The following is a 15,646-nucleotide window of genomic DNA, read 5'->3' on the forward strand; positions in this document are numbered from 1 at the left end:
TCAGTATATACTCATAGGTTCTCAATTTCGTCCACCTTAGGTGAACTTTTCTTATATTTTCTACCCCACCTGATAATAAGAGTTATCTATAAATGTTTCATTTTCTGTAAATTCATCAAAATCCGAATATCCTGTGCTCCCCTTTCTCGTAACTACAACTTCTCCATCATCTGTCCATTCCAAAGAAAAAGAAACATTCTTTCCTTCTGCCTCTGCAACATATTTTCCCATTATTTTTCCCTGTGCAGAAACAACTCCACCATGTGTCATAGATCTAAAAGTAATGTTAATGGTATGATTTCCGCAATCATATACATCCATATTAATATAGCTTTCTGTGCCACCGCGGGTACTGATATATGTTCCCATTTTTCCAATAAAATCATCTTTGTTTTCACTTATCATTTGAGATGCCACATTTTTTTCAATAGATACTATTTTCATTTTCCAAAATGCTCCTGCCACAATTACCACAAAAGAAGCAACACATAATATACCTATTTTCATTCTATTCCTGCTCAGTCCACCCCAGGGGGTCTCATAAGTACTCAACGTCTTTTTTAATTCCTGCACAGAGTGGAATCTTTTTGCAGAATCTACTTGAATGCAGTGGCATATCACAGAACGCAACTTCCCCTTATAAATCACCTTATGATTCTCCAACATCTTTCCTGTCAGCATTTCATGCATTGTGACACCAATAGAATAAATATCACTGCCAATGCCGGTCTGACCATATCCATAATGCTCCGGAGAAGCATATTCTTTCGTTCCCAGCAATATTGTATCCTGACTTTCCTTTTCTTTATAACAACGTACTGTATCGAAATCTATCAATTTAATACTTCCGTCACTTCTCATCATAATATTGCCTGGCTTTATATCTCTGTGAATCAGTGGTGGATTCTGATTATGAAGCACTTCAAGACCAGCGCAGACTTCCTTTATTATGAAGATTACTTCTTTTTCTGAGAATTCACCGTTTATCTGTAGATATTCTGCCAGAGTTTCGCCATCTATATTTTCTTCTACAATATATGTATTTCCATCACAGTACAAAACATCATACACAGTTGTAAGATTCGGATGATGAATGCCCTTCAGCTTTAGATATATTTCTTCTAAATCTCGATCGTAATATGTTTTCAGAATACATACAGACTGACGTGGATTATAAAAAACTCTTTCTACTTTACTTTTAGATGTATCCCTTATCAAGTCCAGAACATGATATTGTGAAAAGAAAAACTGTTTTTCTATCGACTCCATATAATTTTACTTCTTATTCTTTTCTTTATCTAACAAACTCATTTTGGATCCACGTTTTTTTAATAGTTCCTCCACCTGATAAACATCCATGTGATTTCTGAGTCCAAACTCTATAATAGAATCCTCTTCCTGTCTTGGATAAAGTTCCTTATTTCCTGATGACTTTAACAGAAGATTGGTTTCTTCTACGGTTGCATTTAATGCAAATGCAACTTTAATTACAGTCTTTTTTGATGGACGTTTTTCTCCATTACGAATATAGTAGGTGAAACTTTTTCCAACCGCATTCCTCATGTAGAGTTCACTCATTTTAACGCCTTTTTCATCAAGTAAATGGTTAAGACATTCTCCGAAATCCAATTTCTGATCCTTATTTGCATTTATCCAGTCTTCCAGCTGTATACTATCTGTTATGCTTTTTAATTCATTCTCTAATTCTTCTGTCGTCTTTGTCATTTCATTCATTTTCTTTTATAAATCGCCCTTCTGGAGCATGTTTGAAAAATACTTTACGCAAGATATGCGTCACAATTTACGGAAAATTTTATCCGAATGAAGGCATCGTAGCGGATTACTGAAACCGAATTCGGGCAAAATATACCGCCAAGCGGGGCATACAGATTGTGGAAATGATTTTTCAAACACGCTCTAACACATCCTACATTGCTTCTGCTACATCTTCAAATATATCCAGCGTTTCAATCAGCGTATCACAATTTTTAACATTTGACTACTTCCATTTTAGCTGTTGTTGGCTATTATCAACTATAAAGTGAGCTTAAAATGAGAAGTTAAAGCGAGAAGATATGTACTGGCAAGCACTTTTTATACTCTATCAGCATTCTCCTCTAATTATACCACCGGAGGTTTTTTTCTGAAAGCTGAAGCAATGCTGACTCACCTGCATAGCAGGTGGTTTATTTGTTTTCCAAAGCTCCGTTTTTCGGATCAGCGAAAAACTCCACAATGGCAAACAGGGCTTTGCCCTAACAAAGCAAAAATACCCTTCCGTCATGTCATACGAAAGGGTATTTTATTTCAGACTATTTTATTTTTTGTAAAGCACAAACGCCTCATATGGATTCAGAATGATTTTCCTGTCAAATACTTTTCTTCCCATATTCGTAATCAGGCACTGAGCTTCTTCTGCGAATGTTTCCGGAAGTTCCATTTCCGCTTCCTGTGCACTGAAATTGCATACTGTGAGCAGCTTCTCTGATCCAAGCTTTCTTATGTAAGCGAATATCTGATCATGGTCGCGGTACAGAGCCTCAAATTCTCCGTACACAATGATGTCCATTTCTTTACGCAGACGGATCAGCTTCTGATAATAATGGAAAACAGAGTCCGGATCTTTTAACTGATCTGCTGCATTGATCTGCTGGTAATTTGGATTTACCTTGATCCATGGTTCCCCTGTAGTGAAACCTGCACCTGCGGAAGTGTCCCACTGCATAGGTGTTCTGGCATTATCGCGGCTTCTGAGCATCAGGCATTTCATCATATACTCCGGTGTCAGTCTGCCTGTCTCTGTCAGCTCAGTGAAATAATGAAGGCTCTCGATATCGCGGTAGTCCTCCAGCTTGTCGAAATAGATGTTAGTCATTCCAAGCTCTTCACCCTGATAAACATAAGGGGTTCCCTGCATCATATGAAGACAGGTCGCCAGCATCTTGGCTGAAATATCGCGGTAAGCAGGATTGTCATTTCCAAATCTGGATACACTTCTTGGCTGGTCATGGTTGCCAAGGAAAAGGCTGTTCCATGCTTTTCCTGCCAGTTCTTCCTGCCATTTGATCATGATCTTCTTGAACTCTTTGAAATCATACCGTTCTGTGGTCCACTTGCCATAATCACCGCCGCCGATTTCTACATGCTCAAACTGGAATACCATATTCAGTTCTTCTCTGTCATCACCTGCGTATTTCTGTGCTTCCTCAATGGTAACTCCTGAGGTTTCCCCCACAGTCATCACATCATATTTGGAAAGAACTTCCTGATTCATTTCATGCAGGAATTCGTGGATTCTTGGACCATGAACACTGTACGGACCGAAATCACCATACAATCCGTTATTCATCTCCCCGTCAGGAAATTCCTGATCTTTGGAGATCATGCTGATAACATCCATGCGGAAACCGTCGATTCCCTTTTCACACCAGAAGTTCATCATATCATAAACTTCCCGGCGAACCTTGTCGTTCTCCCAGTTCAGATCCGGCTGCTTCTTGGAGAACAGATGAAGATAATACATATCTGTCTGTGCGTCATATTCCCAGGCTGAACCGCCAAATACTCCGCCCCAGTTATTTGGTTCCTTACCATTCACCGGATTTCTCCAGATATAATAGTCGCGGTAAGGATTGTCTTTGGATTTACGGCTCTCGATAAACCAGGAATGTTCATCAGAAGTATGGTTTACAACCAGATCCATAAGAATCTTAATTCCTCTTTTGTGTGCTTCTGCAAGGAGAGTTTCATAATCCTCCATGGTTCCGTAATCTTTGTAGATCTTTCTGTAATCAGAAATATCATAGCCGTTATCATCCTGAGGAGACTCCAGCATAGGAGAAATCCAGAGAACATTCACACCTAACTCCTTCAAATAGTCAAGCTTCTCAATAATTCCTCTGATATCCCCGATTCCGTCTCCATTACTGTCTTTAAAGCTTTTGGGGTATATCTGGTAAACAACACTTTCTTTCCACCAGGTTTTCTTCATAAACGTAAGCCTCCTGTTTATATTTCTCAAGTTTATTGTTTATTGATGTGTTATTTTACTGCACCGGCAACAACACCGTTCATGATCCACTTCTGGCAGAAGATATATACGATCAGTACAGGTGCCAGTACAAGCAGATAAGAGGCAAATGCCAGATTATAGTCTACAGAAAACTGGCTCTTGAATACATACTGTGCAAGCTGTAAGGTCTGCTGGCTCTCATCACTTAAGAGTACCAGTGGCATACTGAAGTCGTTCCATGTCCACATAAAGGAAAGGATTGCTACTGTTGCTGTAGTTGGTTTTAATACCGGGAAAATGACCCGGCTGAAAATCTGGATGGGATTGGCACCATCGATCATTGCTGCTTCATCCAGTGCTTCCGGTATCGCCTTGATTGCACCTGTATAAAGGAAGGTATTCATGGGCAGACCAAAGATAACATACAGAAAAGTAATACCGTAAATATTATCCAGATGGAACGCATTTGCCTGTACAACCAATGGAAGCATGATTACCTGGAACGGGATAAACATAGCACTGATAAAGTAGTAGTACATAATGGAAAAGAATTTGCTCTTTTTCCTGTTTCTGGTTATTGCATACGCTGCAAAGGAGTTTGTGATCAATGTAAAGAACAGGTTGATCACTGTAATAAATGCAGTGTTAAAAAATTTCTGTGGAAAATTTGTCATCACCCAGGCATCTACGAAGTTCTGCAGACGCAGCTTTCTGGGCAGTGCCAGTATGTTATTCATGTCAGACGGATCCTTGATTGCGATCATCAGTGCCATATACAGAGGCAAAAGAATAATCAGCACAATTCCTATAATAAGAAGAATCGTTACAGGCCAGTTGTAACGTTCTTTTACCTTCGCTACACCCTGTTTCATCCTAACTTCTCCTCTCTCTTCTCAAGTATACGCAGCTGGAATACAGAAATCAGCACAACTACGATGAAAAGCACAACTGCATTGGCTGACTGGTAGGCGAACTGTCCTCCGCCAAATCCTTTCTTATAAATCAGGACTGCAATGGAAGTAGTTGCTGTTCCAGGTCCACCATCTGTCATGGCCATGATCTGATCGTAAACCATCAGGTAACCTTTGGCAGAGAGCACCATATTAATGGTAAAGGACGGTGCCAGAAGAGGAAAAGTAATCTTGCTGAATCGCTTGAATCCTGTAGCTCCGTCCAGATCAGCAGCTTCATATACATCTGTATCAATAGACTGGAGTCCTGCAATATAGATCAGTGTATTAAATGCACATCCAATCCACAGAGATACTGCAATGATTCCCCAGATTGCATGGTTGGTACCCAGAATATTCACACTGAGAGCCTTGATTCCCAGAGCTTTTCCAAGCTCCGGAACCAGGTTTGCAAAAATATAGTTAAAAATGAATCCCACGATCAGACTTCCCAGCATATACGGCAGGAAATAAAATGCTTTAATCGTATTTTTGAATTTAATCTTTGCATTTAATGCGCATGCGAGCACAAGACTGATCACATTAACCAGGATCGTAGTGATCACAGCAAATTTAAAGGTGAAAATGTAGGCATTTCCTGTATCTGCATCTACAAACATATGCAGGTAATTACGCAGCCCTACGAAATTCCAGTCTCCGTATCCTCTCCAGTCAGTAAAGCTGTAGAACACACCTTTCAGGAAAGGAATTGTATGGAAGATGAAAAATAATACTGCAAGAATGCCAACATAAATATAGTAAACTTTATTGACAGCAGGTCTTTTACGATTCGCTGCTTTCTTCATAGGCTCATCCCCTCACTTAATCTACATTCGCAACATCATATTTTTCGTCACACTGTTTCAGGAACTGTTCGATGTTTTCCTTATCATCCATTCCATTTGCACGATTTAAACTAAGTTCAGTAAGCAGTACAGACATATTAAATCCTGATGGGTAGTAGTGGTCTTCAAAGTTAGCAACTTTACCATTGCTGATGTCTTCCTGTACGCCTGATACTGCTTCATCACTCTGCTCTACACCCTTTAATGCTGAGAATGAGAACTGCTCATCAATATAAGTCTGTATATTTTCTTTTTCCATCATAAAGGAAACGAAATCTTTGGCTGCATCTACATTAGAGCTGTTCTTATTTACGCCCAGAAGCACATCCACACCTGAGGTAACCTTGTTCTGGGATTCATCATTGGAAGACGGCAGTGCAAACATGTTTACTTTTACATCCGGATTAGCATTACGGTACTGGCTGATTGCCCAGTTTCCGTTGATGATCATTACAGCGTCACCATTGGCAAATTTCTTATTTCCATCATCATAGCTAAGTCCCATGAAATCATCCTGTGCATAATCAAGAAGTGTCAGATATTTCTCTGTAATCTCCTCATGAGTTCCCACAAATGTTGTCTTTCCTGCTTTGCGGTCATCTGCGAAGCTCTCCGGTGCAAGGTCTGCTGCCATGGAATTCCATGGTGCATTTGCTGTCCATGCATCTTTATAAGTCATCAGTAATGGCTGCTCGCCTGCATCTTTGATTTTCTGCAGAATGTCTATAAACTCATCCCAGGTCTTCGGAACTTCCAGTCCAAGCTCTTCGAATTTCTCTGTATTGTAGATAACACCGGAAGCATTTGTGGCAAAAGGAACACCATATATTGTCTCTTCTTTGTCCTTATTTACATCGTAAACCATCTCAATATAGGCTTCCTGTACATCCTTGATATAATCCTGATCACCCAGATCAAGCAGCATACCTGCACCCTCAACCTCAGTGTAGTTATTATCTCCACCCATTGCTACGATGTCTGGCATATCATTCTTTGCCATTCTGGTCTTTAATACTGTTCCTGCATCCGGCGGAGCAGTAACCTTTACTGTCACATCGTCATGGCTTTCATTATATTTGTCTACCAGTTTCTGAATCGTATCCTTGTTCTCAGGTTTTGTGGAAAAAAGTTCCAGTTCTGTTTTACCTGAACTTTTCGCTGAAGATCCTGCGTCAGATGAACCGCCGCATCCTGTTAATGCGCCGGCAAGCAAAGTACCAATTACCAATGTGCTTATTATTTTTTTATACATTTTTTCTCCTCCATAATTTAATTTTCATTAACTACGAAGGCTGCGCAACCTCTGTTTTCCCTTGGTGACTTTATCATAACGCAGTCTGTCTGTAAAAATCAACAGGTTTCTCGGGAAACTTAAATTTCATACAAAATTCATTATCTGTTTTTATGCATATTGTATAATATTTGGTACACTTTTACACTATAAACTCAACCAAATAAGTTCTGTAAATTGCAAAAGAGAGCCTGCTATTCTTTCACAGACTCTCTTTTTATCAGCCGCACCGGGCTCTTGATATTCATTTCTTTTAAAGTTTCTCCCTCTATCATCCGGTGCAGACGGCGCAGGGAGATCACGCCCTTCTGGTGGATATCCTGATGAACTGTAGTCAGCCTGGGACGGACAAACTCCGCATAAATACTGTCATCATAACCTACTATGGAAATCTGATCCGGAACCTTAATCCCATGATCAAAGAAATAGTTCATAGCCTCAATCGCTCCGTAATCCGAAGAAAACGCCAATGCCTTTACTTCAAGGAAACGGGGAAGCAGTTCTTCATACCTGCTGAGGCGCTGTCTCTTCTCCCCCGGAACTACGATCAGACGAGATTTGCTGCAGAAACCGCCCTGCTTTTCCATAGCCTGTTTAAATCCGTTCCATCTGCGGGAATCACTGTCCTTATCTGTCTCTGCGATAAACAATGCCCTGTGATATCCACAGGAATACAGGTATTCTCCAACCTGATATCCACCGGAATAATCGTCAACTCCTACATTCTGGAAGGTGTATTCACCTTCCGGAAATGCATCGATCAATATCATCTTTTTGTTCAGTTTTCTGGACAGCTGTCTGTATCGTTCCTCATCATATCCCAGAATGATCAGACCCTCAACATTCCACCTGGAAGCCATGTCTACTACATCTTCAATTTTTTCCCCACCGATAAGCATGACGAAATAACCTTTCCGTTCTGCTTCTGTCTGTATGGTTCCGATCAGCTCTCCCACAAAGGAATCCTGCAGAGACTGCATTCCATGGGCAGTGGCAAATCCAAGCACTACTCCGATGATTCTGGAGCCATGACCTGACAACATCACAGATCCCATATGTGGAACATAATTCTGTTCTTTCAGAATGCGGGTAATCTTATCTATGGTTTCCTGAGACACTCTCTTGGTATTTCCATTGATCACATTGGAAACCGTAGTCCGGCTCACCCCCGCCATATCTGCAATATCCTGAAGTCTGATCATTCAAACGCCTCCTGCTTTACGATATTTTATAGATTCATACAATCGTGTTAAAGATATCCTTTTCTATAAAATGTTTATACCATATATATGTTTTTAAGTAAACTTCCGTTTTTATATTATGATATAAGAATTGCGGAAGCTGCTTTGCAGCGGAGCAATTCGTAGATATCAATGACCCTAACTGAGGCTTTTATACCTGTGTAGTCGGATTCGCAGACAAGCGAATGGTATAGTTATTTCCCAGATTGAAACAAAATTGCGCGTCTGACTCTCATCATTGGAAAATAACGAGAATGCGACGCGCAGTTATTCAAAGGATGAACTGAATGATACTTTTATTCTTCATCCGCATGATAAATTCCCACATAGCCCTGCGGTTCTACTCTGACAATCTGCTCGACTTCCTCTGTTTTCTCCGGGAAGTCCGCTTCTGTATGAAATCTCACACAGGTTCCGCAGGAGGAGCTTAAATCTCTTGGGACCGGCATGACTTCTGCCCTCAGATTCATTGCCTGGCAGTTTCTTCGAAACTGGATAGCTCCATAATGGGAATAGAAGGTTGCTATATATGTGATCATTTTTTAAGTTTCAGCAGGATATCATCTCCCTGCTCTGTTGCCTGTACCTGATATCCCTGATGTGTTGCAAATCTGGATACATTCTCTTTTGCAACTACGTTATCAACCAGGATCTCATATTCTTTGTCTCCGGATTCCATTGCATTCTTTGCACGGATCACTGGTTCCGGACAGGATAAACCTCTTGCATCTACTTTCTTCATTCGTCTTTCTCTCCTTTTAGAGTGTGTCTAAAAAATACTTTCCACAAAGTGAGCGTATTGATTGCGGAAATAATGTCTGCATTCCAACAATCAGGCTTCTTCTTTTCTCATGGAGTTCACTGCCGCAATTACAGCAACTACCACAATCCCAATAATAACTGCGATCTTTCCGTTTGCTGTAGGACCTTCACCGGAAGATGCCAGTCCGAAGTTATGGGCAAAAGCAGCACCTGCCATCAGACCGAGAACGGTCACAGCGGAGTCTGTATTTCCCTCGCCTGCAAGGATTAGCTGACGAAGCGGGCATCCACCGAGGAGAATACATCCAAAGCCTGCCAGATACATTCCCAGTGCGTTCCACAGTCCGTCTGTATGTGCGATCGGCTGTCCCGCAAATCCCGGATTGAAATAGGATGTTCCTGTAACTGCACCGAGGATCAGATTCATTACCAATGCTGTCACAAGAATTGCAGCAAAACCGAACAGTAATTTATATTCTTTGAAAAGTACCGCATCACGGATACCGCCGACCATACACAGACGTGTTCTCTGAGCCAGGATACCAACAATAATTCCTGCTGCCAGTGCAATAATGATTGCAGCATGTTTTGCTCCGGGTCCACCTTCCGGTTCTGTGAAATGGATAAATGCAGGTGCAGCTGCCAGTAACAGCAGCATCACGATCTGGAATGCCGGATAAATACTGCCTTCCAGCTTCGGCATCTTATAAGAACGTTTCAGTGTGTAACCTTTCTTCAGGAAAACAGTTCCTGTAAGAATACCGGCTACAAATCCAACAAGTCCAAACAATGCATTTCCGTCTCCGCCTGCCAGACGCAGGATCATACGGAATGGACATCCGAGGAACATCAGACATCCGATCATAACAAATGCACCAAGTGTAAATCTGGTCACAGGTGCAGAACCGCCTCTTGGACGGAACTCTTTCTTAGCAAGTGAAATGATACATGCTCCAAGCACCAGACCAATGATCTCCGGGCGGATATACTGAACTGCTGCCGCTGAATGAAGTCCCAGCGCACCTGTGGTATCTCTCAGGAAGCAGGCAATACAGAAGCCCATATTTGCCGGATTTCCAAAAAACACCAGAATTGCAGCGATCAGACCGATCACGCCTCCTGCCAGAACTATGGTTCCCTTTTCGTTTTTCATTTATTTCTTTCCTCCTTTTGCATTATGTACTGTCAGAATCTTTTTGTGCTTGATTCTGACAGTACATCACTGACTTTTTTTGTTGTCAGCACAATTTCTTTGTATCTATTTTATCATTTTTATGCTGAAATCACTAATTCATTATAGCCGTATTTTATAGTTATTTATAGAAATCATTTATAAATTGTGCTATACTACAGATATCACTATATATAAAAATCGGGGGGATTTATTACTATGAATAAAATCTATCTGGATCAGGCCAGTACGTCTTTTCCAAAGGCACCATCTGTTGCACAGGCAGTTTATGATTACCTGGCAGGCTCTGCTGTGAATGTGAACCGGGGAGGATACCGGGCAGCTTATTCTGTGGAAGAACAGATTTTTGAGACAAGAGAACAGCTTCTGAAGCTCTTTCACTTTACTTCCGGAAAGGGTAAGAATGTTATTTTTACAGAAAATATCACTGCCAGTCTGAATGTTCTTCTGAAAGGACTTCTAAAACCCGGCGATCATGTACTTGTAACTGCCATGGAGCATAATGCAGTGATGCGTCCCCTTGTACAGCTGGAGAAACATGGAATTTCTTTTGACAGGATCCCATGCGCTTCTGACGGCAGTCTTCTGCTTGATAAAGCGACCGCACTCCTTCGTCCTGAGACTAAGCTTGTGGTCTGTCTTCATGCTTCTAATGTATGCGGAACTGTCATGCCAGCACAGGAAATCGGAGATTTCTGCAAAGAACATGGGCTTCTTTTTATTCTGGACACTGCACAGACGGCAGGAACCATTAACATTGATATGGAGAAATGTCACATAGACGCACTGGCATTTACAGGTCACAAGGGACTCAGAGGGCCACAGGGAACAGGTGGCTTTCTGATCCGCAATAAACTGGCAGCGCAGATTGAGCCTCTTATCAGCGGTGGAACAGGAAGCGCCTCTCATTCTGAAGAAGTACCGGCATTTCTTCCTGATCGTTTCGAGCCCGGAACTCCCAATATACCTGGGATTCTGGGACTTCATGCCGCACTCTGTGATCTGGAGAAACAGTCCATGGAAGAAATCCGCCAACATGAATTAATGCTGACACAATACTTTATAGATGGTATCCTGAATCTGGATCCTGAAGAAAAATTTCTGCGTATTATCGGTAAAAAAAATATTGAAAACCGTTGTGCAGTTGTATCCGTCCAGACCTTACATATGGACATGGCTCAGGCCGCCTTTGAGCTGGACAGTACTTATGGAATTATGACAAGAGTCGGCCTTCACTGTGCACCAAACGCACATAAAACTCTTGGAACATACCCGGAGGGTACTCTCCGTTTTTCTTTCGGACCTGAGAATACAAAGCAGGAACTAGATATTGCTTTAGATGCATTATCCGCATTACTATAACAATCCTAGTGTACCAACAAGTTGATTTCTTGAACAATCTTACGTCTAAATTTCTTATTTCCGCGTTGTCGTCAGTCGCCGTAGCCACCGCTACGCCTCTCTCCTCCGCCTTGAAATAAGAAAATTTATCCTGCAAGATTGTTTCAAGAATCAACTTGTCGGTACACTCGTACATCGTTTTCGTACATAAAAGGAGATTTTCACAATGGAATTTAAACAGTTAGAAGCATTCGTCGCTGTCGTGGATTACGGCAGCTTCTCAGAGGCGGCCCGCCGCCTCTATCTGACTCAGCCTACGATCAGTGCTCATATACGTTCTCTGGAAGATGAGCTGCATATGAAACTGATCATCCGCACTACAAAGAAAACAACGATTACAGCCAAAGGCTACCAGCTTTATGACAGTGCAGTCCGTATGCTGGAGATCAGAAATAATCTGCTTGAGAATTTTACAGGTGCCCACAAACATATGATAGATCTGGCTGCATCTACCATCCCTTCTTCTTATCTTTTGCCGGAATTGCTTGCTGCTTTCGGAAAAACGCACCCGGATGTTTATTTTCACTCCATACAGTCAGACAGTTCTGAATCCATCAGCCGGGTACTGGACGGAACTGTAGATCTGGCTCTGGTAGGCCAGAATACACGTGATGAGAGCTGCGTGTTTATCCCTTTCTGCCATGATGAGCTGGTCATTGCAACTCCTGTAACAGATCACTATCTTGCACTCAAGAACAGAGAAACACCCGCTGTTTTTCATGATTTCCTGAAAGATCCTATTATTTTCAGGGAAAAAGGCTCCGGCACAAAAAAAGAAATGGACCTTTTTCTGGAGCGCACAGGCATCACAACAGGCAATCTGAATGTGATCGCCCGCATGAATGACCTGGAAAGCATCAAAAAGTCCATTGTTAATGGTCTGGGAATCTCTATTCTTTCATCACGCTCTGTCACTGACCTGCAGAGGACAAAGCAGATTCTTGTCTTTCCGCTGGAGGAATCTGCTCATAAACGCAGTTTCTATATTGTCTACAGCAAAAACAGGATTCTGAAACCCCATGTAAAGCAATTTGTGCAGTTTGCGCGAGACTATTATATGTAACTGCTATCTGCCGGCATCCAACAGTTTCACAAACTCTTTCTCCGGCATCGGTTTGTAAAAATAATACCCCTGGATATAATCACAACCGTTATCTCTTAAGAACTCGACCTGCTCTTTAGTTTCAGCACCTTCCGCTATAGTCTTTATATCCATAGCATGTGCCATTTCAATGATGAAGCGGATAATACTGCGTGTTTTGGTATTGGTTTCTATCTGCCGCACAAAACTCATATCAATTTTCATAATATCAAAGTTGTAATTCTGGAGCATTCCAAAGGAAGAATATCCGCTTCCAAAATCATCCAGGAGCAGCAGAATCCCTGCTTCTCTTAATGCCTCCAGAGTTGCATTTCTGTCTGCCTCAATGGCAGCATAGGAGGTTTCTGTAATCTCCATTCTACACAGACCGGACGGCATGGAAGCATCTGCACATTTCTTCTCCAGCCAGTTCATGATTGTCTCATCATAGAAATCCATCCATGACAGATTAGTTGATACCGGAACTGTGATCTTATCAGACTGATAACGTTTCTTCTGAAATTCATTAACCGAATCCAGCACATACAGATCCAGTTCGGAAATATGTCCGCTTTCCTCCAGTGCAGGAATAAATACACCCGGCGAAATAAATCCCTTTTTCGGGTGGAACCACCGGATCAGAGATTCTGCTGATGCAATCTTTCCGGTCATTGCATCCACAACAGGCTGAAAATATACTTTGAACTGTCCCTGCTCAATCCCTTCCTCCAGTTCACCTGCTAATGTTGCTTTATCTATATATGTATTCTTCATGGAAGAATCATAAATCTTATATGACTGGACAAACTCATCTGTAATATATCTCTGGGCAATCTTTGCCCTGTCAATCATTCCATTCACAGACATTTTTTTCTTTTCAAGCATAAAAATCCCACATTTGACAGACAAATGAAGTGTTTTTCCTCCCCGGGTAAGTTTCTTCTGACACATTCCGGTAAGCATATCCAGATCGAGATTCTTACGTTCTACCAGACAGATAAAATGATCTGCGTCCTCACGTGCCGATACCAGAGGCTTCAGCTCTGATTTCCGGACATCTTCGTACACTTTGCGCAGCATCATATCTCCGATTTCTGTTCCAAAAAGCTCATTGACTGCCTTGAAATTCTTAATATCGAAAAATACAACCGCATATCCGGTTCTGTCTTCACTTTCTTTCAGGATCCGTTCCACATGACGGATAAAACCCTGTCTGTTATATCCGCCCGTCAGAATATCCTGTTCAAATTTCTCCGTAATATCCTCAACTGTAGCTACAATAATGTCAAAAAATTTATTGAGGTAAAAAAATGTATAGTTCTTTAAACATTTCTCCCCTTTTTTATTAAACTGATGAACAGAGAAAGAATATCTATCTTTCTCCTGCAGTTCTTTCCGAATGGTATCAAGACGCACACATTTTTCATATACGGATTTCTCATCATCCGGAACAAATTTCTTCATAACTTCAGTAACATAACCGGAATAACTGATCTCTTCTGCCAGAACCATCTCCATGGCAAAGATACCCGGATGATCCAGTCTCACACAGTCTCTCTGCCCGTCAATAATCTCTATTCTGTCAAAATTCTTTCTGTACAACATATGCGGAATCTGCTCTGAAAAATAGTTCTCTGTAATATCAGAAAAATAGATCAGTGCTTCCAGCCTGTCATAAGAAACGTTCCGGACCATCTCAACTGTGGTTCTGATCATCCTCAGATTGATTCCTTTTGCGGCATACACAGGACATTCCCATTGGATCATATCTTTTCCCTGTGTCAGACACTCCCTCAGATTATCTACACAAAATACCTTTCTGTACTGAGTTCTCACTTCTCTCTGCGGAATAGACTGACTGATCCGCTCAATATAAGAATCCAGTGGTTCATTTACATCGTTCAGCTCCAGTGAAGCAATCCTGCTGTTTGCCATAATACAGCTTCCATCCGAAATATTTACTGTAACTGAGGCAAACGCATCTTTTGCATGACGTATGATCTTATCCAGCTGTTTCAGATATTCATCATTGATATCCCGGATATACATCATGGCAATCTGGTCATCCGGTTTATATTCTGCACTTCTGATGACTTCCATACATACCCAGCGGTACTCCTGTTTTATCAGAGTTCTGTAGTTCAGGTAAATGCGTTCTCTGCCTTTCGCAAGTTCTCTTCTCAGATTATCTATACTGCAGAATTTCAAATATTCTTCCTGATCCTCTTCATAAATATACTTATAATCAGCCATCATTTTAAGGCTTTCAGAAAGACTTGGAAGCATGGAAACAGTACTGTCTTTTCCTCTTATAACTGTATAAGTATCTGTCGAGAGATTAATCTTGAGTATCCGGTGAAAAATAGATGATAACATTTTCATCGCATCCTGCAGGTCTCCCGTCATCTTATCATGCAGCGCAATCGTACTCTCAACACGATGAAAGACCGTCATTGCATCAAAGGGACGTGTGAAGTAATCACTTGCTCCCAGCACATAAACCCGACGCATGCTATCTTCGGAAGTCTCTGATGAAATACAGATAACAGGCAGCATATCCAGCCATTGCTTTTCCTTCATAACAGCAAGTACCTGATAACCATCCATTACCGGCATGATCAGGTCAAGGAGCACCAGCTTAAAATCCTTATGGCATCTTTCAAGGATTTCAACTGCCTGCTTTCCATTTTCAGCTTCACAGATATCATAGTTATCTTCCAGCATACAGGAAAGGATTTCTCTGTTTAATTGTGAATCATCAACGATTAATATCTTTGGCTTACTCATATAATGTATGCCCTTTCTTCTGTTATTATGGCTGTGTGAAAATTTAACCGGACAGATGCCAAAAACAGCTGCTCGGTTATGCAT

Annotated in this window: 14 protein-coding genes; 2 read left to right on the forward strand and 12 right to left on the reverse strand. The window is 41.3% G+C overall.

What is annotated here, in order from left to right; genetic code table 11:
- Nucleotides 1-60: 60 nt before the first annotated feature.
- The 11 genes from I4V44_RS00880 to yedE form a co-directional block, all read right to left on the reverse strand.
- A complete protein-coding gene (locus tag I4V44_RS00880; RefSeq protein WP_196002172.1) occupies nt 61-1,269 on the reverse strand; it encodes a serine/threonine protein kinase in 1,209 nt (402 codons plus the stop codon).
- Nucleotides 1,270-1,275: 6 nt separating this feature from the next.
- The gene (locus tag I4V44_RS00885) at nt 1,276-1,725 is read right to left on the reverse strand and encodes a hypothetical protein (RefSeq protein ID WP_196002173.1); all 450 of its coding nucleotides are present in this window, start codon (nt 1,723-1,725) and stop codon (nt 1,276-1,278) included.
- A 53-nt stretch (nt 1,726-1,778) separates the two neighbouring features.
- A complete protein-coding gene (locus I4V44_RS18010) occupies nt 1,779-1,910 on the reverse strand; it encodes a DUF6783 domain-containing protein (RefSeq protein WP_334297951.1) in 132 nt (43 codons plus the stop codon).
- 407 nt (nt 1,911-2,317) lie between these two features.
- Nucleotides 2,318-3,991, reverse strand: a complete 1,674-nt coding sequence (locus I4V44_RS00890) for a glycoside hydrolase family 13 protein (RefSeq protein WP_196002174.1) — start codon at nt 3,989-3,991, stop codon at nt 2,318-2,320.
- 50 nt (nt 3,992-4,041) lie between these two features.
- Nucleotides 4,042-4,884, reverse strand: coding sequence for a carbohydrate ABC transporter permease (locus I4V44_RS00895; RefSeq protein ID WP_196002175.1), 843 nt, complete (start codon nt 4,882-4,884; stop codon nt 4,042-4,044).
- On the reverse strand, nt 4,881-5,768 hold the full coding sequence (locus I4V44_RS00900) for a carbohydrate ABC transporter permease (RefSeq protein WP_196002176.1): 888 nt from the start codon (nt 5,766-5,768) through the stop codon (nt 4,881-4,883). The genes I4V44_RS00895 and I4V44_RS00900 overlap by 4 nt, the downstream gene beginning before the upstream one ends.
- A 16-nt stretch (nt 5,769-5,784) precedes the next feature.
- Nucleotides 5,785-7,059: an ABC transporter substrate-binding protein gene (locus I4V44_RS00905; protein WP_196002177.1), complete on the reverse strand. Its 1,275-nt coding sequence runs from the start codon at nt 7,057-7,059 to the stop codon at nt 5,785-5,787.
- Nucleotides 7,060-7,292: 233 nt separating this feature from the next.
- Nucleotides 7,293-8,300, reverse strand: coding sequence for a LacI family DNA-binding transcriptional regulator (locus I4V44_RS00910; RefSeq protein WP_118566671.1), 1,008 nt, complete (start codon nt 8,298-8,300; stop codon nt 7,293-7,295).
- A 335-nt stretch (nt 8,301-8,635) separates the two neighbouring features.
- A complete protein-coding gene (locus I4V44_RS00915; RefSeq protein ID WP_118520040.1) occupies nt 8,636-8,878 on the reverse strand; it encodes a DUF3343 domain-containing protein in 243 nt (80 codons plus the stop codon).
- A complete protein-coding gene (locus I4V44_RS00920; protein WP_117674275.1) occupies nt 8,875-9,081 on the reverse strand; it encodes a sulfurtransferase TusA family protein in 207 nt (68 codons plus the stop codon). Before I4V44_RS00920 ends, I4V44_RS00915 begins: the two co-directional genes overlap by 4 nt.
- A gap of 90 nt (nt 9,082-9,171) precedes the next feature.
- Nucleotides 9,172-10,254 (reverse strand): YedE family putative selenium transporter, encoded by a 1,083-nt coding sequence (yedE, locus tag I4V44_RS00925; protein WP_118566669.1) that lies wholly within the window; start codon nt 10,252-10,254, stop codon nt 9,172-9,174.
- A 237-nt stretch (nt 10,255-10,491) separates the two neighbouring features.
- Between yedE and I4V44_RS00930 the strand changes: the two genes are divergently transcribed.
- Both I4V44_RS00930 and I4V44_RS00935 read left to right on the forward strand, forming a co-directional pair.
- The gene (locus I4V44_RS00930) at nt 10,492-11,655 is read left to right on the forward strand and encodes an aminotransferase class V-fold PLP-dependent enzyme (protein ID WP_008706318.1); all 1,164 of its coding nucleotides are present in this window, start codon (nt 10,492-10,494) and stop codon (nt 11,653-11,655) included.
- Nucleotides 11,656-11,860: 205 nt separating this feature from the next.
- On the forward strand, nt 11,861-12,757 hold the full coding sequence (locus I4V44_RS00935; protein WP_119250530.1) for a selenium metabolism-associated LysR family transcriptional regulator: 897 nt from the start codon (nt 11,861-11,863) through the stop codon (nt 12,755-12,757).
- A gap of 3 nt (nt 12,758-12,760) precedes the next feature.
- Here I4V44_RS00935 and I4V44_RS00940 read toward each other — a convergent pair whose 3' ends face one another.
- Nucleotides 12,761-15,562 carry a two-component system response regulator gene (locus tag I4V44_RS00940; protein WP_196002178.1) on the reverse strand — a complete coding sequence of 934 codons (2,802 nt, stop codon included), beginning with the start codon at nt 15,560-15,562 and terminating at the stop codon, nt 12,761-12,763.
- Between the last annotated feature and the right edge of the window lie 84 nt (nt 15,563-15,646).

Source organism: Blautia sp. 1001283B150304_161114_C9, from assembly GCF_015668165.1.
In the GTDB taxonomy this organism is placed as follows: Bacteria; Bacillota; Clostridia; order Lachnospirales; family Lachnospiraceae; genus Blautia_A; species Blautia_A wexlerae.

Coding starts and splice junctions, on each gene's coding strand:
- I4V44_RS00940 (WP_196002178.1), bottom strand. CDS start 15,562: ATGAGTAAGCCAAAGATATTAATCGTTGATGATTCACAATTAAACAGA.
- I4V44_RS00920 (WP_117674275.1), bottom strand. CDS start 9,081: ATGAAGAAAGTAGATGCAAGAGGTTTATCCTGTCCGGAACCAGTGATC.
- I4V44_RS00915 (WP_118520040.1), bottom strand. CDS start 8,878: ATGATCACATATATAGCAACCTTCTATTCCCATTATGGAGCTATCCAG.
- I4V44_RS00895 (WP_196002175.1), bottom strand. CDS start 4,884: ATGAAACAGGGTGTAGCGAAGGTAAAAGAACGTTACAACTGGCCTGTA.
- I4V44_RS00890 (WP_196002174.1), bottom strand. CDS start 3,991: ATGAAGAAAACCTGGTGGAAAGAAAGTGTTGTTTACCAGATATACCCC.
- I4V44_RS00935 (WP_119250530.1), top strand. CDS start 11,861: ATGGAATTTAAACAGTTAGAAGCATTCGTCGCTGTCGTGGATTACGGC.
- yedE (WP_118566669.1), bottom strand. CDS start 10,254: ATGAAAAACGAAAAGGGAACCATAGTTCTGGCAGGAGGCGTGATCGGT.
- I4V44_RS00910 (WP_118566671.1), bottom strand. CDS start 8,300: ATGATCAGACTTCAGGATATTGCAGATATGGCGGGGGTGAGCCGGACT.
- I4V44_RS00880 (WP_196002172.1), bottom strand. CDS start 1,269: ATGGAGTCGATAGAAAAACAGTTTTTCTTTTCACAATATCATGTTCTG.
- I4V44_RS00930 (WP_008706318.1), top strand. CDS start 10,492: ATGAATAAAATCTATCTGGATCAGGCCAGTACGTCTTTTCCAAAGGCA.
- I4V44_RS00885 (WP_196002173.1), bottom strand. CDS start 1,725: ATGACAAAGACGACAGAAGAATTAGAGAATGAATTAAAAAGCATAACA.
- I4V44_RS00900 (WP_196002176.1), bottom strand. CDS start 5,768: ATGAAGAAAGCAGCGAATCGTAAAAGACCTGCTGTCAATAAAGTTTAC.
- I4V44_RS00905 (WP_196002177.1), bottom strand. CDS start 7,059: ATGTATAAAAAAATAATAAGCACATTGGTAATTGGTACTTTGCTTGCC.